The organism is Streptococcus sp. KHUD_018, from assembly GCF_054861215.1.
This window is the reverse complement of the sequence record NZ_CM142176.1, coordinates 384,146-409,104: the sequence shown is the minus strand read 5'-3', so window position 1 is coordinate 409,104 and position 24,959 is coordinate 384,146. Positions and strand designations below refer to the sequence as shown.

Annotated in this window: 11 protein-coding genes; 3 read left to right on the top strand and 8 right to left on the bottom strand. The window is 42.6% G+C overall.

Annotated elements, in window-relative coordinates:
* Positions 1–3 precede the first annotated feature (3 nt).
* Positions 4–333, bottom strand: coding sequence for a cell division regulator GpsB (gene gpsB / locus ACVBD2_RS02105; RefSeq protein WP_000146526.1), 330 nt, complete (start codon positions 331–333; stop codon positions 4–6).
* A 69-nt stretch (positions 334–402) separates the two neighbouring features.
* Entirely contained in the window at positions 403–930 is a 528-nt protein-coding gene (locus tag ACVBD2_RS02100) for an SLOG family protein (protein WP_461685988.1), read from the bottom strand.
* Between the two features lie 66 nt (positions 931–996).
* On the opposite strand from ACVBD2_RS02100, the gene recU reads away from it, so the two are divergent.
* Together recU and pbp1a are read left to right on the top strand one after the other, a co-directional pair.
* Positions 997–1,593 (top strand): Holliday junction resolvase RecU, encoded by a 597-nt coding sequence (recU, locus tag ACVBD2_RS02095; protein ID WP_143989224.1) that lies wholly within the window; start codon positions 997–999, stop codon positions 1,591–1,593.
* The gene (gene pbp1a / locus ACVBD2_RS02090) at positions 1,590–3,737 is read left to right on the top strand and encodes a penicillin-binding protein PBP1A (RefSeq protein ID WP_461685987.1); all 2,148 of its coding nucleotides are present in this window, start codon (positions 1,590–1,592) and stop codon (positions 3,735–3,737) included. The genes recU and pbp1a overlap by 4 nt, the downstream gene beginning before the upstream one ends.
* A 177-nt stretch (positions 3,738–3,914) precedes the next feature.
* Here pbp1a and ACVBD2_RS02085 read toward each other — a convergent pair whose 3' ends face one another.
* The 3 genes from ACVBD2_RS02085 to ACVBD2_RS02075 form a co-directional block, all read right to left on the bottom strand.
* On the bottom strand, positions 3,915–12,257 hold the full coding sequence (locus ACVBD2_RS02085) for an SIALI-17 repeat-containing surface protein (protein WP_461685986.1): 8,343 nt from the start codon (positions 12,255–12,257) through the stop codon (positions 3,915–3,917).
* A gap of 172 nt (positions 12,258–12,429) precedes the next feature.
* On the bottom strand, positions 12,430–18,924 hold the full coding sequence (locus ACVBD2_RS02080; RefSeq protein WP_461685985.1) for a SpGH101 family endo-alpha-N-acetylgalactosaminidase: 6,495 nt from the start codon (positions 18,922–18,924) through the stop codon (positions 12,430–12,432).
* Between the two features lie 283 nt (positions 18,925–19,207).
* Positions 19,208–21,190: a peptide ABC transporter substrate-binding protein gene (locus ACVBD2_RS02075; protein ID WP_461685984.1), complete on the bottom strand. Its 1,983-nt coding sequence runs from the start codon at positions 21,188–21,190 to the stop codon at positions 19,208–19,210.
* A 245-nt stretch (positions 21,191–21,435) separates the two neighbouring features.
* Here ACVBD2_RS02075 and rfbD point away from each other — a divergent pair, with 245 nt between their 5' ends.
* The gene (gene rfbD, locus ACVBD2_RS02070; protein ID WP_461685983.1) at positions 21,436–22,290 is read left to right on the top strand and encodes a dTDP-4-dehydrorhamnose reductase; all 855 of its coding nucleotides are present in this window, start codon (positions 21,436–21,438) and stop codon (positions 22,288–22,290) included.
* Positions 22,291–22,350: 60 nt separating this feature from the next.
* Here the strand turns inward: rfbD and rfbB are convergent, their stop codons facing one another.
* The 3 genes from rfbB to rfbA are packed head-to-tail and all read right to left on the bottom strand — an operon-like array spanning position 22,351 to position 24,873.
* Positions 22,351–23,397, bottom strand: coding sequence for a dTDP-glucose 4,6-dehydratase (rfbB, locus tag ACVBD2_RS02065; protein WP_461685982.1), 1,047 nt, complete (start codon positions 23,395–23,397; stop codon positions 22,351–22,353).
* A 9-nt stretch (positions 23,398–23,406) separates the two neighbouring features.
* Positions 23,407–24,003, bottom strand: coding sequence for a dTDP-4-dehydrorhamnose 3,5-epimerase family protein (locus ACVBD2_RS02060; protein WP_084975876.1), 597 nt, complete (start codon positions 24,001–24,003; stop codon positions 23,407–23,409).
* Positions 24,004–24,873, bottom strand: coding sequence for a glucose-1-phosphate thymidylyltransferase RfbA (rfbA, locus tag ACVBD2_RS02055; RefSeq protein WP_461685981.1), 870 nt, complete (start codon positions 24,871–24,873; stop codon positions 24,004–24,006).
* Positions 24,874–24,959: the final 86 nt, after the last annotated feature.

Here is a 24,959-nt window from a genome sequence, read left to right as displayed (position 1 = left end):
TAATTACAACTCAGAATTGTCTACGATTTGCTTACCGAATACTTCTTTTTCAAGTCGATTCAATCGTTTCAAAATATCAAAATTTGTCATTGGAGTAGAACTTGTTACTTCGATAGAACTTTGTTGAGTAGAACTTGCCTGTGGCTTGTTAGACAATTCCTCCTTCAAATCAGCAATTTCCTGACGAAGAGATTTGACCAAAGCTGCGTAAGTCTCATAATCCTTGATCACATCATCTAGGAACTCGTCTACCTCTGCCTTACTATATCCGCGAACTTCACGTCCAAACTCTTGTTCAAAAATATCTTTTGCTGAAAAAATAATACTTGCCATTTCTCTCTCCATTCTTGATTGCTATTCTTATTATATAAAAAAAGACAAACAAAAATCAAGGTCAAAGCCTCACTTTTCGGAAAAATTTTCCACTATTTCGTTCAGATCCTCAAATGTTAATCTTTTTGTAATATAGCCTTCTTTATTTTTCATCATCTGGTAAAAATACTGTAGCTTGGTTTCATTTTCTTCGTCATAAAAGAGATAGCACCCTTCCGTATTTTCCAGCAGAAATTTCTGATAATCGCGTAATTGTCCCTTGTGCTCATATTGTGGATAGGCGTATTTGACAAAGTCAACCTGCTTGAACTCACTCAATTTCGCTTGATTTGCTTCATTCCAATTACTACCATGGGTTTCAAAATCGAAAATGGTCGCCAGCTGAAATCCATAGTCTGTTTTCATGTCTTTTGCCACTTGTAGCGCCCAGTACTCAAAGCCCAAGGTCCCTGTAAAGACAAGCCAGGTCACCCCTTCTTCTGCTAGATGTTCTAGGTCTCTCCGAATGGCTGTTTTGATAATATCAACGCGAATATCCTTGTCATTAAAGAGACCAAGGTCGAAGGCTGAATAGCCTAAAATCAAGGCTGTTGTCATTTTTAACCCTTTCTTTGTAAATTTATGATATAATAGAGTGATGTTATTGTACCAATAAGGAGAATTATGGTCAACTATCCACATAAACTTTCATCGCAGAAGAGACAAGCGCCTCCGTCACAAACTAAAAATTTCGCAAATCGGGGAATGTCTTTTGAAAAGATGATCAACGCTACCAACGACTACTATTTGTCGCATGGATTGGCAGTTATTCACAAGAAACCGACTCCCATCCAAATCGTGCGTGTCGACTATCCCCAACGAAGTCGAGCCAAGATCGTTGAAGCCTACTTTAGACAGGCCTCAACGACTGACTATTCAGGGGTTTATGATGGATACTACATCGACTTTGAAGCAAAGGAAACCAGGCAAAAACATGCGATTCCGATGAAGAATTTCCATCTCCATCAGATCCAGCATATGGAACAAGTTCTTGCCCAGCAAGGAATCTGCTTTGTCCTCCTTCACTTTTCTTCTCAGCAAGAAACCTACTTATTGCCGGCCATTGATTTGATTCGTTTCTATCATCAAGATATGGGACAAAAGTCAATGCCACTTGGATATATTCGAGAAAATGGATATAGGATTGAGCCTGGTGCCTTTCCACAGATTCCCTATCTCGAAGTTATCAAAGAACATTTACTAGGTGGTAAAACAAGATGAACAAACAAACTTTCCTGCGAATAGCTAAGTATGTCAGTATCTGCCTTTTGACCTTATTTATCGCAGCTATTATGCTAGGTGGAGGCCTTTTTCTGTACTATGTAAGCAAGGCTCCGGCTCTATCCGAAAGCAAACTAGTCGCTACAACGTCTAGTAAGATCTATGACAGCAAAAATGAACTTATCGCTGATCTGGGTTCTGAGCGCCGTGTCAATGCACAGGCTAATGAAATCCCTACGGAGCTGGTCAATGCAATTGTCTCTATTGAAGATCATCGTTTCTTCAGTCACCGAGGAGTAGATACGATTCGTATCCTAGGCGCTTCCTTACGAAACCTCCGTGGTGGGGGTGGTCTTCAAGGTGGTTCTACCTTGACACAGCAGTTGATTAAACTAACCTATTTCTCAACGTCAACATCTGATCAAACACTTTCACGTAAGGCACAGGAAGCTTGGCTAGCCGTTCAGTTAGAACAAAAAGCAACCAAACAAGAGATCCTAACTTACTACATCAACAAGGTCTATATGTCCAACGGAAATTACGGGATGCAAACGGCAGCCCAAAACTACTATGGTAAAGACCTCAAAGATTTAAGTCTACCTCAATTGGCTCTCCTAGCTGGAATGCCCCAGGCTCCAAATCAGTATGACCCCTACTCTCATCCAGAAGCGGCACAAGAACGCCGAGATCTGGTTCTCTCCGAGATGAAGGGACAAGGTTACATTACTGCCGAACAATACGAAAAAGCCATTAACACTCCCATTACAGACGGACTTCAAAGTCTAAAATCTGCTAATAGCTATCCTCCGTATATGGACAATTATCTCAAAGAAGTGATTGACCAAGTCGAACAAGAAACGGGCTACAACCTTTTGACAACGGGAATGGAAGTTTATACCAATGTCGATCCTAAAGTCCAACAACGTCTCTGGGATATCTACAATACCGACGAATATGTTAATTACCCAGATGATGAATTGCAAGTGGCTTCAACTATCGTAGATGTCACAAACGGGAAAGTCATCGCTCAATTAGGTGCCCGTCACCAATCAAGCAATGTTTCCTTCGGTATGAACCAAGCTGTTGAAACCAACCGTGACTGGGGTTCAACCATGAAACCCATCACAGATTACGCGCCAGCCTTGGAGTATGACATCTACGACTCAACTGCTTCTATCGTTCATGACGTACCATATAACTATCCTGGCACCAACACACCTGTTTATAACTGGGATAGAGGTTATTTTGGAAATATTACATTACAGTATGCCCTTCAACAGTCACGAAACGTCCCAGCCGTTGAAACTTTGAATAAGGTTGGTTTGGATAGAGCCAAGACCTTCCTAAATGGACTCGGTATTGACTATCCAGATATGCACTATGCCAACGCGATTTCAAGTAACACAACCGAATCTAACAAAAAGTATGGGGCAAGCAGTGAAAAAATGGCCGCAGCCTATGCTGCCTTTGCCAATGGCGGTATTTACCATAAGCCAATGTACATCAACAAAATCATCTTTAGTGATGGTAGTTCAAAAGAGTTTTCTGATTCAGGAACACGCGCTATGAAAGAAACAACCGCCTATATGATGACAGAGATGATGAAAACGGTTCTAACCTACGGGACAGGACGTGGAGCCTACCTATCATGGTTACCACAAGCTGGTAAGACTGGTACATCAAACTATACAGATGATGAAATTGAGAAATACATTAAGAACTCTGGTTATGTAGCTCCAGACGAAATGTTTGTCGGCTATACTCGTAAATATTCAATGGCTGTCTGGACCGGTTACTCTAACCGACTTACTCCTATCGTTGGTGATGGCTTCTACGTTGCAGCTAAGGTCTACCGTTCGATGATGACCTATCTCTCAACTGATGATCATCCAGGAGATTGGACCATGCCTGAAGGTCTTTACAGAAGCGGGGAATTTGTCTTCAAGAATGGAGCACGCAATACGTGGACCCCTTCATCATCTACACAACAAAGTTCTACATCTGAAAGTTCTAGTTCTACATCTGAGAGTTCGACTTCTCAGTCAAGCGCAACTTCTCCAAGCACAAGTCAAACGCAGACGATTCCTCAACAATCAGGAACTACACCTGCTGAGCAAAACCAACCAAGTCAACCGCAACAATAAGCAAAATCCTGAGAATTTTACTTCTCAGGATTTTTATTCTTTATAGCACAATAGTTTATCCCAACAGCACCATAACTCTTTTGATAGTTTCTCTAACTATTTATTATAGAGGTTATGGAGCTGTCTTTTCACTTTCTCTTGATGCTAAAATTTGTCAAAAACAAAGGTAATCAGATGCTATTCCTTTTTCCCTTTCGCGATAAAGATAGCGGATAGAGCTAGGCTAACGCCTGCAAGGAAGAGAGCTGTATCAGATTTGCTTTCACCTGTTGCCGGAAGCTCCTTCTGATCATCCTGTTTAACTTCTGGAGTCTTAGTATCAGCGAGTGGACTTAAGTTCAATTTGTACTCTGGTTTTTCAACTGTCGGTGCTGGTTGGTCTCCTGCTGTACCAAGTGGACCTGTGTACTCTGGTACTTCATGTACTGCTGCTTCTACCGCGTTCACACCACCTGTAAAGTCCAGTTTCTCAACTATCGGTGCTGGCTGGTCTCCTGCTGTACCAAGTGGACCTGTGTACTCTGGTACTTCATGTACTGCTGCTTCTACCGCGTTCACACCACCTGTAAAGTCTAGTTTCTCAACTATCGGTGCTGGCTGATCTCCTGCTGTACTAAGTGGGCCTGTGTACTCTGGTACTCCATGCACTGCTGCCTCAGCCGCATTCACACCACCTGTAAACTCTAGTTTCTCAACTATCGGTGCTGGCTGATCTCCTGCTGTACTAAGTGGGCCTGTATACTCTGGTACTTCATGTACTGCTGCCTCAGCCGCATTCACACCACCTGTAAAGTCCGGTTTGCTCAAAACTGGTGGTTCTTCATCACCCTTGCTTGATTGAACCGATTCTTCTGTCAATTCTTGATAGAAGCTCGCCAATTCATAAAACTCAGCCTTGCCGCCTTCCCAGACTAATTTGACGTCTAGAAGAGAGCCACCATTTCGGATAGCGAAGGTTTGGAGACTAGATGTAATGGCACCGAGGTCTGTCCAGCTGTCTTGACCATCCTTGAGTGTTCTAGCAAGAACACGTGCCTTCGCTCCTTCAGGAAGACTGGAAACAAGACGAAGGTGGTTGGCATTGGTTGGCTCAGACAAGTGATAAACTAACTCGCCCTTCTCTTTTTCAGACTTGTAGCTAGTCAAGACTTTTCCGTCTACAAGATTATTGTAGAGGTTGCCTTGGCTTTCTCCACCGTTTCCTTCTACTGTTGGATCATTGATTGGTTTGACAAATTCACCATCGTTGATGACCAATTCTGTAAATCCTACAAAACGGGCATCATAGTCCGCCGTATAGAGGACACGGAGATAGTTGGCTTTGACTGGTGTCGTCAATTCACCCTCGATGTAGCGATTTCCTGGCATCTTAGAATCATGTGTCCAACCATCTGTCAGAGAATCATCGTGTTGGCTATTGGCCACACCATCTCCAACTGTGACAACATCTGTCCAAGTTTTACCATCTTGGCTGACTTGGATCTTCCCATCACGAAGGTAGTTTTGAGTTCCGTCTTGGATATAGGCTCTAATCTTCTTGATAGTGCGTTCACTGCCAAGTTTCAAGGTCACGTGGCCATCTTTATGAGCATAGTCTGAAAACTCAACGAAATTGTTGTAAACACCGTCAAATAATTGATCTAAGTTGTTCAGTTTACGAACATCATTGCTACCATATGCTGGGTGAATTCCCATTGTAGTGGATTCTAGTTTTGTTGGTTGCACTTCTTTAGTCGTCACAAGGAGAGAAGTCGCTGTAATAGCTTGCTCCTGATCTGTTTTGTTGACCAAACGAACGTAACGAACCAAGTGAGTTGCGACAGATCTGTCTGTCAACTGGCTAGCTGGCGTCCATTCTTGCGCATTTGCAGAGTACTCAAGGCTAAGAGCTGGGTTGGCCTGACCTTGGAGCTGGATGCTCTTGACCTGATGGATACGGTCAAGTTTCATACCTAGATAGCTATTTGCAGGAAGTTTGGTTCCATCTGGAATTTGAAGTTCATAACGTCCCAAGCTATCCACTACCGGCGTTTCCTTCAAGGCATCGACGTTGGTGTCCGTTAACTCACTGCTTCCAGAGCGTGTCTCAACAGAGAAGTCTTGGATACGCCACCAGAGGTCGAGGGCCTTAGTATTGCGTACTCGGATATAGCGAGCATTGATAGCTCTAGTCACTTCCTTGGTTTGCTCACCTGATAGGCGATCCAACTCTTGCCAAGTAGTACCGTCTGTAGAATACTCAAGCACACCTGCAGCAAGTTTATCACCTGTTCCTTGACGAAGGCGAACTTTAGTGACTGACTTGACTTCGCCGAGGTCAAGTTGTGCCCAGGCATCTACTGGAGTTGTATTGCTACCATCAGCGTTTGCCATCATGGCTTCTGTATTGTCCTTGCCATCAGTGATTTGACGGGCTGAGGTATTTAGTTTGTAAGCTAAGTTTGAGCTCAGACTAACTGTCGTTGCTTGTTGGCTACGAGCTTTTTCAACTGGACGATTGACTGCAATTTCTTGAACCGCAAACCAAGTATTTTCACGGTCTTCTGTCGCAATCATGCGAACTGCCTTGGCCTTGATATTGAGATTCTCAAACTTAAGAAGGGATTCATTTCCGACATAGCTTGGCTCTTTCAAGGTTACCCAGTTGTCATTTTCATCTAGATACTGCACTTCTGCTTTACTAAAGGTATCACGTGGATTTGCCTGAGTTCCCATAGCAAAGGTCAAGGTTTGGATAGCTACCGGCTTGTTGAATTTCATACCGATATAATCACCTGTCTTGATGCTGTTTGGTGATTTAATAATCGCATGGGTTGCCAAGTCGCCATCCGTTACTTCTGCCAAACCACCTTCTACACCTGTTCGATTGGTGATAAAGGTGCTGGTGATTTGGTCTGGGTGCAAGACTTTTTGAACCTCAGAAGCTAGAACTTCTTTCAGGGATAGGATAAATGGACGAATGTGTTGAACACCCAATTCAGCTTTTTCCATATGGTCTACATAATGGAAGGTGTGAGTTTGAGACTGTTCGTAGAACTTCAAGCCTTTATAGTAGCTGTCCCACAGTTTAGCTGCATCGTTTGTAGCCATCGCTTCAGTTCCTGTAAGGAAGGCATCAAGGGCATTCATTTGGTCGATTGCATTATCCAACCAATAGTGGATTTGGGCAACCATTTTTTTATCGCCTGATGCTTTATAGAGTTCGGCTGCTTCTTTAATCTTGGCAAATTCAGCTCGCAAGGCTGCACGTTCTGCAGTCACATCCTGACCTGCTTTGAGCTTGGTCATGAAGTCAGTCAATTTTGGAGCCAAGTCTACTGATTCTTCTAGTTTGACGACACGATTATCCATGTTTTGGTTGATCATGTGCTTACCAAGTTCGCGGAAGGCTGCTGATACCTTGCTATCTTCAAAATGACCATTTTCTACAAAGTTGAAGGCAATATCATTGATTTTCTTAGCTTCTTCTTCTGATTTCCACTGTTTCCATGAGTATTGAGCTCCTGAAAAGAGGGCAATCTTAGATGGTTCAGACTGTTGCATTGGGTTCAACATGATACCAGATAGCAAGCTAGGATCTACATTCGGATGAAGGAATTTCTCACCACCACCTAGAATCAAGTGTTGTTTAGAGTTATCTGTTACAGGCCAGTTAATCCAAAGTGAAACTGGGCGATAGGTCTTGCCTCCTGCGGATAGATTGTTCTTGAGAGTTGAAAGGAAGCTTTCAGAGACTTCACCCCAAATCTTACCACCCGTCAAGGTCATGGATGCTGAACTTGGGAGATTTTCATTGAGGGATTTCAACTCATCCTCACGTCCATTACCCCAATACTGGCCAGGAACAAAGATCATTTCTTTACGAAGACCGCTGTAAGTTCCCTGCATTTCTGTCAACCAATTGGTCATATCTTGCATCAAGCGGTTGTAGCTATTGTAGCCTCCGACAGGACTTGGTGCATCATCTGCAAGGATACCAAATTCGCGGACACCCACTTTCATCAGCTGGGTAAATTTGGCCTTGATGGTTGCTAAATCTTCTTGGTAATGTGCTTCATTGCCAAAGCGGATGCGGTTGTTCATGAATGGATGGATAGTCCAGACATAGCGGGTTTTACTTTGATTTCCGACACGAGCAAGTTCACGGATTTCAGCTAGTTTTTCTTCTGGATAGAGTTCACGCCATTTCTTGTTGTGGTATGGATCGTCTTTTGGTGCAAAGAAGTATTGGTTCAATTTCAAATCGCCACCGTAACGCATGAGCTCTGCACGATCGGCATTAGACCATGGATTTCCATAGTAACCTTCGATGAAACCACGATTCTTGAGCTCTGCGTAATCTTCCACCGTCACATTGCGAAGAACTGGAACTTGACTTTCCTTGAGCATATGTTTCAAGGTTGTCAAGCCATAGAAGACTGCATCTGTATCTTTCCCGACGATAGAAATCGAGTTATCCTTAATGGTCAAGGCATAGGCATCAATCTTGTCAAAGAGACCTGCTGAAACCTTAGACAAGTTTTGTTCTGCTTGTGAACCTTGTCCATGCACTCCAAGATAGATATTGGTTGCGCCTGCAACTGCGGATTTACCAGTTGTATAAGATACTTGATTATCCTGCAAGACACTCTTCAAGCGATTGCGAGTATAGATATCGAGTTGATCCCCCATGACCAGATTGACTTGCTTACGAAGAGCCGTAACACCTTCGCCATAGGTCACTTTTTGTGGAGTTGGGAAGACCTTGTACTCTTTCTTGAGATAGTCTGCGCTCTTGCTGGCAGCTGCAATGCTGTCTTCACTAGCTGGTTTACTTGCAGTGAATTGATCCGCCAATTCAACTGTTCCATCACCTGTTTGCTCTACTTTTGGTTTTTCAGGTGTAGTTGGTTTTTCTGGTTGACTTGGTGCAGGCGTTTCTTGCTCTTCTTTGACAGGTTTCAATAGATGAACTTCAGCAGCACTTGCAAAACCACCAACGCCTTCCAATACTTTTAACTCAATCTTGTTGGTATGTACTGCCGCGAAGTTAACCGATTTTTCTTGGGCATTGTTGTCCCAGCTTCCTTCTGAAACCTTGACCATTTGGCCATCTTTTTGTGCGTAGACTTCGTAGCGCGTCACAACACCATTTCCACCACCTGGTCGTGGGAGATAGGTCAAACCATTGACTTTTTCTGCTTCTTTCAAGGTCATAGTAAGGGTGTATGGCGCAGTGTCACCAGTCCATTTAGTATGCCAGAAGGTATTTGGATCATTGTCAAAGGCCTTTTCAACAGCGCCTTCAGTCGCGTTTCCTGGAAGTTGCTGACTGCTTGCGGTTGCAGTAATCTTATCATTTGAAATCAAGCGAGGATTTACAAATGGTTTGTCTGACAACTCTGCACTATGCAAGATTCCTTTGAAACCACCGATACTTTCAAGCGGTAGTACCAAGCTATTGTGGGCAAAACGAGGGTGAGCCGGATTCGCAATACGCTCAATCTTTTCACCATCCACATAGACTTCTGTAGATTGTGGTTTGGTCACGATAGAGATTTGATAACGTTTGTTCTTTTCAAGTTTTTTATTGAATTGGATATGGAACTGTTCAAACTGGTAAGCAAGGTAGCCGTCTTTATCAGCTAGATAGATACGATTGTCCCCACTTGTTGAGAAGGTTTGTTCCCCGTCTCCAGTGACAGTTACATCAAACTTCAAGACGTGACTTGGACCAACATCACCAGCCAAGCCTTCGATACTGCTATCTTTCTCAAAAGCCAATCCTTGCTCGCTTGTCTTCACTTTCTTGCTTGCATAGTTCTTGACTGTTTCAGAATTGATGGTAAACAAGTCGCTTTGATCAATCTCTTTATCAGGATTTGACTGTGGCGCATAAGGGCTCGTTGGTAGGGTGCGTTCTGCAAAGGTCGCAGCTGCACGGTCAGATCCCCAGGTGCGTTCTGCAGTGGTTTGCATGCTCTTGAAGAAGCGTTTGAAGATGTCATAAGAGGTCAAACCGGTCTCATGAAGGTCAATGTTATCATTCCAAACTGCGTGCCCACCACCAAGAATACTTGGATGAGAAGCTGGTAGAAGTGGACCTCCACCTGTTCTAAAATCATTCGGTGTCCAGCTATTGTACTGACGTTCGTAGTTAGCATAGTCCCCGTAGGCTGCTTGACTATTGCTTCCACTTGGCACACTATAGGTCGGTACATCCGTGATATTGATAATCTTAGCTCCCTGAGCAATGGCCTCATTTGGTCGTTGCCATCCGATACTCCAGATATCAACCTCTACTCCGTTCCAATCAACAGGAGTGTTCCCACGTTTCGCACTGAGTGAGCCCCAGATACGAGGGGTGTAACCTTTAGACTTGATATATTGGGTCAAATCATTGACATAGCGACGGTAACTTTCTCTGCTGCCATAGTATTCATCCGTTCCGATATGAACAGTGGATACCCCATGAAGTGGTGCATCTGGACCATCGAGGAGTTTGTCATAGACGGATTTGACAAAAGCCAGCGTTTCATCGTATTTATTATCTAGGTCGAGCATGGCAACACGTTCAACATTGTGTTTGCCAGCATAATCACTCAAACTACCTTGATACATGAGGTCTGGGCGGACTTTGACAAAGGACAAGGCGTGACCTGGTGTGTCAATTTCTGGTACTAGGTTGATATGCAAGGCCTTGGCCAATTTAATCAGATTTTGCATTTCTTCCTTGGTATAGTGCTCATCTGATGTCAATTTTTGACCATTCTTACCGACAATGTCTGTCTCCACACGGAAACCAGTCTTGGCATGTTCAAGAACATACTTGAGTTGTTCTTCTGGTGTTAAGTTCTTACCTGCCAAGTGTTCCTTGAGGAAGATATAGTTATCATTAAGGTGCAACTGCAAGTCATTCATCTTGTAGTAGGCCATGTTGAGCATGATGTCTACAAGAGTGTCATAAGGGATAAATTTACGACCTGTATCCAGCATAAAGCCACGGTGGCTGAAACTTGGGAAATCACGAATTTCGCCATTTTGTAGGTCTGTTTCTCCCATTTGAAGAAGGGTACGAGTGGCGTAGAAGGCACCTGTGTTTGTAGCAGCTTCGATGGTAATCACATCATTTTGGATAGTGATGCCGTAACCTTCCTTACCATAACCCTTGTTTTCAACCTTTTTAAATTCGATTCGTTTTTGAGCCTGCTTGTCACCTGTTGCTAGTTCCAATCCACGGCTTGCAAGGTCTGACTGGTAGAAGGTTGCAGCCTGATCAAAGCCTGAATCTCCTGTCGCAAGAACTGTATCTGAAGTGATAGAAGATTGGCCTTCTTTCCCATACCATTGTTGAACAGCTGGTGCTACTTTTGGTTTGACACCCACACCTTCGTCCTGATGTAGGCCCTTGATGACTACTTCAAATTCCTTAGTGAAAGTATGACTGTCTCTGATTTGTTGCACCATGACCTTGACGCGTTGGTCTGTCAAAGGCTTATAGATGTGATTTTGAAGATCAATCACACCTTGCTTGTTGCTTCCGATGAGGCTGACTTTTCCTGGTAAAGTTGGTAAGACAAGAGACTGTCCATCTTCTGCTACTGTTAGTTCGGTTACTTGGCGGATATCCGTTACCTTACTATGGTCCGGAACGTTTGAATAAGCTCGAATTTCTTGGATTCCAACGTTTCTCCAACCCATTGTGCCCGCTTGATAGTCGTTGATCTCTAACTTGAGATATTTAGCTTGAATACTATTGGCTAAGTCAACTTTCTCGTCTAAAACAGGATCTCCAGTCTTGGTATGAGCGAGTTTCCATTGTTTTTCTCCGTTAGCGCCCACGTCTTCTTGACCTGCGTAGTAAAGGCTCCAAGATTTGATATTGGGGTCATTTTGCCCATTACGAAGACGACGATCCCAGTCAATTTCCACATGCTTGATGAGGGTAGTTTTTGGAAGAGTTAATTCGAAGGTTGGTTTTGGTACATCTTTGTCTGTAGCCCATCTAGTACTATCATCACCATCAACTGCTTTATCAGCCGTAAAGCTTGTTCCAGCCTCATGGTTGTTTGCTGAAGCAGTAGCACCTTCGAGATGGTTGACATCTTCTCTATCTTCGATTGTCTTTTCAGCTGGTTTTACTGCTGGCGTAGTGGTTTCCGCAGGTTGATTATCCGCCTTTGGTGTTTCAACCGGTTTCGGCGTTTCTGCTGGCTTGGGACTTGCAGGACTTGTCTCTGGTTTTGCCTCCTCACTTGCTGCAGGTTTTGTTCCTTCTTCGGTTGCCTGACTACCCTCTTGATTTCCTTCTGTTGCAGCTTCTGCATCCGCCTTTTCAAGCGCAGCGGCTAAATCATCTGGTAATTTATCCAGAGCTTGAACATGAGTGATACTTCCCTCTGTCTCTGAAGGCGCTGCTGTTTCTGCTGCCTGAACCATATTGGCTCCAAAGATACTAGCACCAATCATAACTGAGGCTGCACCAATTGTAAATTTGCGGATACTATAATGACAGCGTTTCTCAAAAAAGTGTTTGTCCATATTTCTCCTATTTCCTTTCATCCGCTTACGCTAGTAAGCGTTATCATTTCTCCTTTTAAAAAGGAGAGAACCAAGAGGTCCTCTCCAGGTGTTTGATTCATTTTCCGACTCTGACTCCCATAGAAGTTCAAGTCACTTATCCAAACAATGTAGTTGTGGAATAAATAAATATCTATTCTTTTTTACTGTTAATAGCAAAGAGGGCGGCTGACATTGCTAGGCTGATTCCTGCTAGGAAGAGGGCTGTATCAGACTGGTCTTCTCCTGTTTCTGGGAGTGTCTTTTTGCTTTCTTTATTTTTCAGAGTATCTTTGATTTCTGATGTCTTTGTATCAGCTAGTGGAGCTGGTGTCAACTTATACTCTGGTTTCTCAACAGTTGGTGCTGGTTCATCACCTGCTGTACCTAGTGGACCTGTGTACTCTGGTTTTTCATGTACAGCTGGCTCAACTCCATTGGCTCCACCTTTGTATTCTGGCAATTCGTGAACCAAGGCTTCAACCGCATTGACTCCTCCCTTGAACTCAGGAACCTCATGAACAGCTACTTCTGCTGCATTGACTCCACCTCTATACTCTGGAACTTCATTTGCAGCTGCTAGAACTGCATTGGCTCCACCTTTGTATTCTGGCAATTCGTGAACCAAGGCTTCAACCGCATTAACGCCGCCCTTGAACTCAGGGACTTCATGAACAGCTGCTTCTGCCGCATTGACTCCGCCTTTGAATTCTGGTACTTCAAGAACTGGTGGTTGCTCTTCACCCTTGCTGCTTGTAGGAGCGTCAGGTTTCGGAGCAGAATCTTTTAATTGATTGAGATAATCTGCAAAGTAGGCAACCATTCTTTCCGTCAAGAGATGGTTATCCGTCGCATATTTCATGCTTGCCTGAACACTAGCTACTTCCTCTTGATTTTCTTTGTCTGTCAATTTTTGAGCCTTAGCTAAAGCTGCTTCATAAGCAGACATATCAAGAGATGTTTCTGCTGCCTGTGGACGAGTAAAGATGAGTTCCGCTGCAGATTGGTATTTATCTCCACCATCTCCGTATGTCTTGGTTCCCGTAAGGACAATTTTCTTAGCCTTGATTGTCTTACCAAAGTTAATATCTTTTGGCTTATTGTTATCAGGCCAGTCCGTAACGGTGAAAGTATGCTCCTTGCCAGACTCATCTGTGACAACCAGTTTTACATCACGCAAGTTACCATTCGATCCTGAGCCACGTGGAACATAGCGAAGTCCTGTGATTTCAGTAGGTTCTTTCAAGACCATGGTGGCAGGTTTTCCAACATCTCCACCGCTCCAAGATGTATGCCATAAGCTTGATAGATTTCCATCAAAGGCATTTTCTAAGCCTTCACCAGCTTGTGCAGGGGCATTGAGACTTTCAAAGTCTTCCGCTACCAAGGCTGTTTTCTTCTGAACCAAAGCACTCTTCAAGGCTTCAATCTTGGCAATCTCTGCACGCGCTTCTTCCACGCTAATGTCATCATCTGCCTGACTGAGGTTAAAGACTGCCTCTTTCAAAGCATCCATAGACTCTTTCGTGTAGTTGGTCATGGCAACCGTTGGCAAGTAGTTCTTCAGAGCATTTTCTGCCAACATCTTACCAGTTAGGGTAATTTCCTCGATTTGAAGATTATCCATCATGAAGTCGTTATAACCACGGAAGTTGGCATTTCCACCAGAATCACCACGAGTATTGCTTGCGTTTCCAGTTGAGTAGATACCTACCCAAGTATCACCTGTTTCTGCACCTGTCACGAGGAAGGTTGCTTTCTTGGCCTTCTTAGAATCCGTCCAAGTATTTGGCAATTCATGCATTTCCAAGTCGCTAGCTTGACTACCACGACGACCTGACTGGAATTCTCCCTTACCAACTACAAAGGCGTAGGTATTGTCAGAACCTGCTTCGTATTCAAAGGTTACACGATAAGTTTTACCAGCTTCAAAACGGAAGTTTTGTGGAATGGTTTGGTAAACCAAGTTACGACGGCTAACCAGTCCATTTGTCTTCAATGACCAATTTCCTTCGATAACATCATCGACTTTCTTACCGTTCCAACCACGTTGTGTATATGGATCGTGTTTTTCAGACAAGTGAGTGCGGTTGTCTTCGACACCTTCGACACCACCTACTACAAATGGGAAGATCCCTTGAGCTACATTTTCAAAGTCTTGTTTGAAGGTTCCTTGACCTGTATCGTGCTTGTCTCCGTACATGCTTGAATTGTTTTCAAAGGTACGAATTTCGTCAAAGTAAGTTGCTTCATCACCAGCTTCACGACTCAAAGTCAGAGTAACATTTGATACGTCCGAACCAGTTGTAAAGAAGGCGTACATGTTTTGGAAGTAACTTGTATCGTCAACTGTAGCATTGTCACGACGATTGTTATGAGCATATGCTTTGATATAGTTGAGAGCGAGTGACTTATTGGTATAAGTAGTAACTTCTTTTTCACCAGTATTCACTGTGATACTTGCCTTAGCGTTACTACGGTTATCAACACCGACATAAACAGCATACTTAGTATTTGGTTTCAAGCCAGTCAGTTTCTGAGTAAGGCTGACCTTGCTCTTATTGCCTTGGATACGAAGCATTTCATTTGCGCCTTGTGATTTGACAATTTCTGCCTTAGAAGCATCACCAGAAATGGTCCAGTGTTTCAAGGTTCCACTGTTAAATCCTTGGTCATAGATATGCATGCCTTCGCTCCATGACATTTCAGGATTGGTTTGTTTTGAACGGTAGAGAACGTATGGTTGATTTGCTAGAAGGTCTAGGGTAATCTTACCATCTTTTACAGTTAGTTCTTGCTCTTCTGTCTTACCTTGGTCAGTTAGCTTGTAAAGGTAAACCTTGCTATTTGCCCAATCGCTTGGAAGGGTCCAAGTTGTTGCACCAGCCTGCGTATTGAAGTAGTACATCTTTTCCTTATCAGTAGGAAGTTTCTTACCATTTGCATCCCAGTTCCAAGGAGTCAAGTAAGCTGAACCATCTTGGATGACACGTCCGTTAAGCGTTACTGTACGTTCACGGTATTGTGGGCTATTGACATCATTTGACTTACGAGTCACAACAACCTTGTTACCTGCTGCATCGACTAGCTCAACCTTCATTTCTGGAGTCCATTTATAGGTGCTACCGTTATCAGACATGGTCACTGGTGTACCATTTTCCCATTTGCTTACAGTGAAGTGTTGGAAATACTTGGTCATCAAGTCATGGGCAAACAAGTTGGTTACATAGCCATTGTAATCACTTCTTCCTTGCCAGCCTTCAAAGTCTTTCATGCTGTAGCCACCTAGAAGTGGATAATCTGCTGCACCACCGTAACTTCTGTAGTCCCCTACCCAAGCATCTTTTTGATGGTTACGGATAAAGCGGGTGATGGCACTGTTGATACCTTTATTGGTGTAGCCACCGTAGGTCAAGTCAGCTGCCCAGTGATGGAAGGTAGAGTCGTACTCACCACCATGGCCCCACTCGATTGCAAAGCGCCAGCCTTGTTTATTGATTTCTTTGGCAAGAACGTGGGTAGCCCAAGCACCGTTATCACCTGATTGACCATTGCCCCAAACGTCCACATAGATAAAGTCGAGACCGTCACCAAGTTTTTTCTTCAAATCTTCCCAACGTGCCAAACGGCCATGAGCTAGGTCATAAGCCGCATCAATGTTGATACCTTGGTCTAGCCAGTTCCATCCGTAGCTGTAGCTTCCATCTGGATTCTTACGGAGAATTTTTTCATTGAAGTACTTAGACTCAGGATAGGTTTCAGAAGCGTTAACGTGGATACCTAGATGAGCTCCATATTTCTTCGCTTTCGCAATCAAGGTCTTGAAGTCTTCAACACCACCAATACGTTTACCAATATCAGCATAATTCAAATGACCAGAGTCATGGCCTTCGCTACCATATCCTTTAAGGAGAACACCTTGCCCAAGACCATCTGTATGGAGATTGATCTTCTTGATACCATCCAAGGTCATAAGGAATGGGTTTTGTGCTTGTGAACCAAAGTTCATCGCGATACGGTAAGCAGTGATATCCTTAACCTTTTCCCAACCTTGAGGGTTGTTCATGATGCTACGATAAGCAATAGCTCCATCTTGCCAATCCACTTTATTGTCTGCATTGGCATCTTCAGTGATAACAACCTTAGCACTTGGAAGTTCCTTGGTATACTCTGGGAAGACAATGCCCTTATAAGCTTTTTCCCATTGCCATTCAGAGCTATGAATTCCGACATAGTTAGCATTTCCGACCGTTTCCTTGTAGGCTGTCAAGCGGGTCCAGTCATAAGAACCTCCACCGTAGCTGTTCTGAGAGTTACTCCAAACACCTGCAGCAAGCTTGTCTGTAGAAACAAATCCATACATGTAACCCTTGGCCAAGTCTTTCATTGGATTGGTTACATCGATATGATCATCTCCGCTGACATGGGTATTATTTGACATGGTTGCCCCATCAAACTTAGCACCGGCTTGGTCACTTGAAACAGATACTAAAGCATTGCCAAGGAAACTAATAGAAGAAAGCAGTTTTCTTTCATCATCAATCTTTTGACCTGGAGTAACTTGATTATGGTTGACAATCTTGGTCACATCAAAGTGCAACTGATTATCCACAACTTGCAGACGAACTGTCATTTCTGCATTGATAAGATTAGCATCATCGCGAAGCTTCATCAAGTACTCTGCAGTTGTCTCATTGATTTTTTTGTAAGTAACTTCAGGTGTGACTTCGTGTTTGTTGATAAAGACTTTATTGAATTGTTGGACTTGTCCTGGCAAGGTATGCCCGTTCAAACTGTATTCTTTAATACGTGGGAAGGCTTGGTCAATCACTGCTTTGAGTACCTTAGACTGGATCGTGTCATAAGTCACCTTGCTATCATCAACGGCCGGACCTGTTTCTTTCTGGTCAGGAGTATCATCTGCTTTTACACCTTCTTGATTGTCCGTTTTAACACTGACAACTGTTCGCTCATTGCCATAGGAACCAGCTTTTAGGACGATTTTCTTCTCATTTTTAAGAGTTTCATTAACAGCTGCTGGCAAAGTAACCGTATCAAAGAGTTTCTCATCATTATTCGTTGCATTGAGTTGTCCATCTGACTTGAGGGTAATTGATAGGCGGTTAATTGATCCTGTCTCAGGCGCTGCTACACGCCCCCCCTTATACCATGTGCTATCGGTTGGAGATTTATACTCCCAGAACCAGCCATCTTTGTCATAACCAACAAAAACATTGTTCTTGGTATCTTTAAATTTCAAGAAGACACCAAAGCGTGATTTGCCCTTTTCAGAATCATCTTTGAAGGTTAAATCAACCGTCGCATTTCCATTAGCATCAACTGTCAATCCTTGTTTTTCAAACAAGGCTGGTTTATCGCCATTGTCGTTCTGTGCAGTTGAAGACAATTGATTGTAGCGGACACCTTTTTCTTCACGAACCGTAACTGTTCCCTGTTGTTCTTTTTTCTCTACTGTTTGCCATTCAGCTGTTACTTTTTCAGGTGTTTCAGGTTTAGCAGCTGCAGGTTTGTCCTCTTTTGGTTTGTCTTCGGCTGGTTTTTCTTTCTCTTCCAAGTCTGCAGGTTTGACACTTGAAATTCCCTTCATGTGATCTTGGATCCATTTCAATTGAGCAGGTGAGAAGAGAATACCACCACTCCGTTGGCCAACAACTCCATTTTGATGAACACCGACTAGTTTGCCTTCTGTATCAAAGATACCACCGCCACTAGCACCCGGTTTCCCTCCTTGATAACCGATTCCTTGGACACCTTCTCCATATGGTTCTGCAAAATCAACTGTAGTATTGACAATCGGATTCAATTTCCCTTCTGGATAACCAAAGACATGGAGCTTATCTCCAATTTTCTTAACTACTGGCTTTTTGGTTACTTCAACAGGCGTATTTTCCAGAACAGTGCGCAATCGAACAAGGGCTAAATCATTCTTGTAGCCTTTTAGGAAACCTTCACGATCCCAGTGAATAATGTCTTTTTTACCAAATTTAACATCTGGTAGTCCTGGATAGGAAATGCTATAGATATCTCCATCACCATTATCATTGTCAACGACCTTACGATTATTGCCATCTGGAACGTCTTTTATAAAGTTATGTGAAACAGTTAAAACAAGATTTTCGCCAATGACAATCCCACTACCTTCACCTGATGGTGTCTTGATTTTGACAGTTGCTCCGTAGTTTAATTCACCATTCTTGGTTTTAGCTACATCTTCTGGAACGAGATTCTCAGTATTCTTAGCTAATTGATCCTTATCAACTTCTTTCCCTTTATCTTCAGCCTTATCTAATTTGCCCTCTAAGCCTTCTGGTAACTTATCTGAACTAGCTGATTTTGCTTTTTCAAGTGCTAATAGTTCTTCTTCTGTCTTAGGTCCATCAGTAACTTCTGGAGACCCTTGGTCTTCTCCCGCCTTTGGTGCTTCAAAATCACGCCCATCATTCTCTTTTGCTGTTGCAAGAGCAGCGGCTAAATCCGCTGGTAAATTCGCTGTGGAGCCAGACTGCACGCTATCTGCAAGAACTGTACTTGTCCCAAAGAATGCAGCCCCAATCATAACAGAAGCAACACCTAATGAAAATTTCCGAATACTATATTTACAACGTTTTTCAAATAATCCTTTATTCATAAATTCCTAAATCCTTTCATTTTTGAGTAAGCGTTTACATTCTTTTTTTAAAAAATACTCCTTCCTCTGAAAGTGCAATGCTTAACCCTGATAAATAAAAAATAATTGTGCTTTTAATATAACAAATAATAGCTAAGAAAGCAATAGAAAACAAGTAAAATTAAGGAAAATTTTCTCTATTCTGACAAAAACAGGCTCCAAATTTAGAATCTTTCTTTACAAATGTAAAAAAGGATTCAGCATTCAAGAGAAATACTAAATCCTTTCTTATATTTTGCAACAGTTATTTCACATGTTTTGCAAGATCTTCTTGGGCCTTTTTATTCGACTCTTCTTTTTCTTTCATCCATTTATCTTGAGCTTTTTGGTATTCATCTGCTGTCACTGCTTTATCTTGTACGTCTAGGTATTTATACAAGAGAGCTTCGCTTGTACCCTTGTTACCAGAGTATGCAAACGGAAGCGTAAATGGTACCATCTTAGACAACATTGGACGACCAGTTTTAGAAGTTGTTGGGATGATCAAGGCACTGTCGGTCAACCAAGCTTGGGCTGCAGCATATTTCTCATAACGTTTTGAAACGTCACTCACTTCTTCCCCGGCTTCTACAACCATTTTTTCGTAGTCTTCCAAACCAACTTGCTTAGCTGCAGCGTTGTTTGTTCCAGAGTCAAATCCTAGGTAAGTCTTTGTATTTTCTCCGACAGATGGCTTGATGATATCAAGGTAAGTAGATGGGTCTGCAAAGTCTGGAGACCATCCCACATTATCTGAGATATCCCAGTCTTCTCCAGCTGCAGTTTCAGCAAAGTAAGTGATATTCAAGACATCATCTTTTTGAAGTTGTTGGATATCGACAACGACGTTCTCTGACCCTAGAGTAGCTTCAAGCGATTGTTTGAAGGATTGAACACGTTGGACTTTCGTCGTGTTTGTTTGGTCTACTGGCATATCCAAGTGGATTGGGAATTTCACACCTTCTGCTTGAAGAGCTGTCTTAGCTTTGGCAAATTCTGCTTTAGCCTTATCTGCGTTATAGAGTCCATCCTGAGCATCAGCTAAGTTCACATCCTTCCACTCGTCTCCATAAGTCACCAATTTTTCTTTGACCAACTCACCAAAGTTTTTGCCATCTGCTTGAACAAATGTAGGTGGGACAAACAAGTTACGAAGCAGTTTAGTTGCACCACTTGCACCGTTTACTTGAGAGGCATAGGCGGTTCTATCAAAACCAAAGGCAAGAGCTTGACGGAAATCTTTGTTTAGAAGAGCTTTCTTGGTTGATGTTTTTTCTTCATCCGTTGTCTTAGAAGTATACTTATAAGACTGGCGATCAATATTAGTACCTACTAAATAAGTAGTAGAATCTTGTTGTGTGTAAACAATATTGTCTTTAAATGCTTTTTCAGTCTCTGGGTAGCTAGCGCTTGTTGGGAAGAGACGGGCCATAGTGAAACTTCCATCCTTGAAGGCTTCAGTCGGTTTGTTGGTATCTTGACCATCCCAGAATGATAATTTAACCTTATCGATATGGACATTGTCCTTATCCCAGTAGTTTGGATTTTTTTCAAACTCAACAGAAGATTTAGCTACGATAGATTTGAGCAAGAATGGTCCATTGTATAGGATGCTACTTGGATCTGTTCCTTTAGCGAAATCATCCCCTTTAGAGTTTAAGAACTCTTCATTTACTGGAGCCAAAACTCCCATCGTTGTCTTAGAATTCCAGAAGCTTTCTGGCTTGTTCAAAGTGTACTGAATTGTTTGATCATCAAGAGCCTTAATACCAACTTGTGAGAAATCTTTAATTTCCCCTTTCACATAAGCATCCAACCCTTTGATTGATTCCTGAACAAGATAAAGACCATCTGATTTTTTATCAGCAGCATATTTAAGTCCTGTTACAAAGTCTTGAGCTTTGACTGCCGCGTATTCTTCACCTTCAGAAGTATACCATTTTGCATCCTTACGGATAGTATAAGTGTAAGTCAATCCATCCTTGGATACAGACCAATCCTCAGCCATAGACGGCACAAAGTTCCCGTAGCGATCATTTTCTAGCAAACCATCAACCACGTTACTGGTAATATCTGCTGTCGCAGCCTTACCAGTTGTCAAATAGTTCAGGTTATCAGGGTCTGTTTCATAAATGTATGAGAATGTCTTCTCTCCTTTAGCGCTCGAACCTGATCCAGAACATGCAGCTAAAGTAGTCGCCGCCAATAAGGTCACACCCGCAAGGGCAAATAGTTTTGAACTTTTCATCATTTTCTCCTTTAAAACTTTCTCTCCATTATAGACTCTTTTCAGAAAGATGTCAACAGAATTTTCAGAATTTTTGGGTTAATTTGGTATATTCTGAAAAATAATTTCAAGGATATTCTAAAGCAATAATTATTCGTCTCTCTTGGGCTTTACTAATAAAGTTTATACCGAAAAAAGTTTCACTAAAAACCAATTTTTCTATATTTTTGCTATAATTAAGTATAAGAACAATCAAGGAGAAAGATATGATCTTAATTACAGGTGCAAATGGTCAACTCGGTACCGAACTACGTTATTTACTAGATGAACGAAATGTGGACTATGTTGCAGTGGATGTGACAGAAATGGATATCACTAATGCTGAAATGGTTGAGAAGGTATTTGCTGAGGTTAAGCCAACTTTAGTCTATCATTGTGCAGCCTACACCGCTGTTGATGCAGCCGAAGATGAAGGGAAAGAACTGGATTTTGCCATAAACGTAACCGGAACTGAAAATGTTGCTAAGGCCTCTGAGAAATGCGGGGCTACTCTCGTCTATATCTCGACTGACTATGTCTTTGATGGAAAGAAACCCATCGGACAAGAGTGGGAAGTCGATGATCTACCTGACCCGCAAACAGAGTACGGACGAACCAAGCGAATGGGTGAAGAGCTCGTTGAAAGCGTTACGTCACAGCATTACATTATCCGCACTGCTTGGGTCTTTGGAAATTATGGCAAAAACTTTGTCTTTACCATGCAAAATCTTGCTAAAACCCATAAAACGCTCACAGTTGTCGACGACCAACACGGTCGCCCAACTTGGACACGTACCTTGGTCGAATTCATGACCTACTTGACTGATAATCAAAAAGAGTATGGCTACTACCACTTATCAAATGACTCAACTGAAGATACCACTTGGTATGACTTTGCTGTCGAGATTCTTAAAGGCAGTGATGTTCAGGTTGTGCCAGTAGACTCTAGCAAGTTTCCTTCCAAGGCCAAACGTCCACTCAACTCAACTATGAGCTTGGCAAAAGCAAAGGCGACAGGTTTCGTCATTCCAACCTGGCAAGATGCCCTTAAAGAGTTTTATAAACAAGAAGTAAGAAAATAAAAGATTACGACACACATAAAAAGCAAGAGACCTTGAATCCTCTTGCTTTTTTGTATGCATTTATTTAATCACTTGTTGTGTCTTAGCATAGTTAGCTTCGACTGCTTCTTTTTCTGATTTCCACCAGTCTTGGTTATCCGTGTACCACTTGATGGTCTCTTTGAGACCTGCTTCAAAGTTGGTGAACTCTGGCTTCCATCCTAGCTCATCACGAAGTTTGCTGGCATCAATAGCATAACGCAAGTCGTGGCCAGCACGGTCGGTCACATGATCATAAGCGTCAGCTGGCTGTCCCATTTCCTTAAGGATGAGCTCTAACACTTCCTTGTTGTTCTTCTCACCGTCAGCACCGATCAAGTAAGTTTCGCCGATTTGTCCCTTTGTCAGAATCGTCCAAACGCCTGATGAATGGTCATTAGTATGAATCCAGTCACGGACGTTTTTACCTTCACCGTAGAGTTTTGGCTTGATACCGCTCAAGATATTGGTGATTTGGCGCGGAATGAACTTCTCAATGTGCTGGTAAGGACCATAGTTGTTTGAACAGTTCGAAATAGTCGCTTTGACACCAAATGAACGCACCCAAGCTTTGACAATCAAGTCAGAAGCTGCCTTGGTTGATGAGTAAGGCGAGCTTGGGTTGTACTTGTTTTCAGCCGTAAATTTCTCACCTGGTCCTTCCCCATGACCTGGTAAATCTTCACGCAGCGGCAGATCCCCATAGACTTCGTCAGTTGACACATGGTGGAAACGAAGGTCGTATTTACGAGCCGCTTCCAAAAGTGTGTAGGTTCCAATGAAGTTGGTGTGGATAAAGGGACTCGGATCATTGAGCGAGTTGTCATTGTGGCTTTCTGCCGCATAGTGTACAATGGCATCCGCTTCAGCTGCTAACTTATCTACCAAGGCTGCATCAGCAATATCTCCAACAACTAACTCAACACGGTCGCCTAAAATTTCTTCAATATTGGCACGATTACCTGCATAAGTCAGCTTGTCCAGCACTGTCACATGCACATCTGGAAAGTTATTGTAAACATAGTGGACAAAGTTAGAACCGATAAAACCAGCCCCACCTGTCACGATGATATTTTTATATTTAGTCATATTATTTCCTTATTCCAAATCTTCTTTTTTCAAAGGCTTCACGTCCTTAAGTAGGGGATGATGTTTGTCCGCTTCAGATACCTCTGCTTCTTCCAGATTTTCCCACTCAATTCCTAATTCTGGGTCAGAGTAGTTAACAAAGGCATACTTAGGTTTGAGTTCAAGCGCCCAATAGTCATTAACCAAATAACTATAAGAAACTGTATCAGATAGGACTTGAAATCCATTGGCTACGCCACGAGGGACAAAGATTCCCTTACTAGCGTCAATCTCTGTCTGGTAAACATTCCCAAAAGTTTCACCCTCACGCAAATCAACCCATGATCCTATAACCTTCCCATTATCTGCAACAGAGATGTACTTGTCCCAAGGCTCAGCATGGAGGCCTCGAAGAACATTTTTGCGAGAAAAGCTGACGTTATTTTGCAGTTTCCCTTCAGCAAAGAAGCTTTCAGGAAAGCCAAGTGGCACCATCTTTTCCTTCTGGAAATTTTCCTTAAACCAGCCACGATTGTCTCCATGAACTGGAATGTCAAACTCTAACAAACCTGGAATTGCATCAATCTTACGCACTGCAAGTGTTTTTCCAAAAAAATTATCTGTCATCTAAATTTCTCCAATCAAACGGAGCAAGTATTGTCCGTATTCATTCTTCTTCAACGGCTGCGCCAATTCATGCACTTGCTCTTTACTGATATAGCCCATACGATAAGCAATTTCTTCCAGATTTGCCACTTGCACGTTCTGCATACGTTGAACCGTTTCGATATATTGAGCTGCTTCTAAGAGACTTTCGTGAGTTCCTGTATCCAACCAAGCAAAACCACGTCCCATAAGCTCAACAGACAAATCACCACGATCCAAGTAAGCCTTGTTGACATCTGTGATTTCTAATTCTCCGCGAGGACTTGGTTTGATACTCTTGGCAATTTCGACAACATCGTTATCATAGAAATACAGTCCTGTCACTGCATAGTTAGAGCGCGGCTGTTCTGGTTTTTCTTCGATGGAGATAGCATTCATATTTTCATCAAATTCTACAACACCAAAGCGTTCTGGATCCTTGACATGGTAGCCAAAGACAGTCGCACCTTTCTCTTTCTTGGCTGCTTTTTGAAGCATTTTGCTCAAACCAGGGCCGTGATAGATATTGTCCCCCAAGATCAAAGCAACACTATCATCACCGATAAATTTTTCACCGATAAGAAAGGCTTGAGCAAGTCCATCAGGACTAGGCTGTTCCGCATAGGAAAGCTTGATTCCAAATTCGGAGCCATCCAATAGCAAGTCCTTAAAACGGAGTAAATCCTGTGGTGTTGAGATAATCAAAATATCCTTAATCCCAGCCAACATCAAGGTTGACAAAGGATAGTAAATCATGGGTTTATCATAAACCGGCATCAGCTGTTTTGACGCAGCTCGTGTAAGGGGGTACAGTCGGGTACCTGAGCCACCTGCAAGAATAATACCTTTCATAATAGGAAACCTTTCTATATTGTTAAATCTTGTATTTCATCATTATATTTTCTGTCTAGTTTCTCATTAGACTATATTATATCAAT

Coding starts and splice junctions, on each gene's coding strand:
- rfbA (WP_461685981.1), bottom strand. CDS start 24,873: ATGAAAGGTATTATTCTTGCAGGTGGCTCAGGTACCCGACTGTACCCC.
- ACVBD2_RS02080 (WP_461685985.1), bottom strand. CDS start 18,924: ATGAATAAAGGATTATTTGAAAAACGTTGTAAATATAGTATTCGGAAA.
- gpsB (WP_000146526.1), bottom strand. CDS start 333: ATGGCAAGTATTATTTTTTCAGCAAAAGATATTTTTGAACAAGAGTTT.
- pbp1a (WP_461685987.1), top strand. CDS start 1,590: ATGAACAAACAAACTTTCCTGCGAATAGCTAAGTATGTCAGTATCTGC.
- ACVBD2_RS02060 (WP_084975876.1), bottom strand. CDS start 24,003: ATGACAGATAATTTTTTTGGAAAAACACTTGCAGTGCGTAAGATTGAT.
- rfbB (WP_461685982.1), bottom strand. CDS start 23,397: ATGACTAAATATAAAAATATCATCGTGACAGGTGGGGCTGGTTTTATC.
- ACVBD2_RS02100 (WP_461685988.1), bottom strand. CDS start 930: ATGACAACAGCCTTGATTTTAGGCTATTCAGCCTTCGACCTTGGTCTC.
- ACVBD2_RS02085 (WP_461685986.1), bottom strand. CDS start 12,257: ATGGACAAACACTTTTTTGAGAAACGCTGTCATTATAGTATCCGCAAA.
- ACVBD2_RS02075 (WP_461685984.1), bottom strand. CDS start 21,190: ATGAAAAGTTCAAAACTATTTGCCCTTGCGGGTGTGACCTTATTGGCG.
- recU (WP_143989224.1), top strand. CDS start 997: ATGGTCAACTATCCACATAAACTTTCATCGCAGAAGAGACAAGCGCCT.
- rfbD (WP_461685983.1), top strand. CDS start 21,436: ATGATCTTAATTACAGGTGCAAATGGTCAACTCGGTACCGAACTACGT.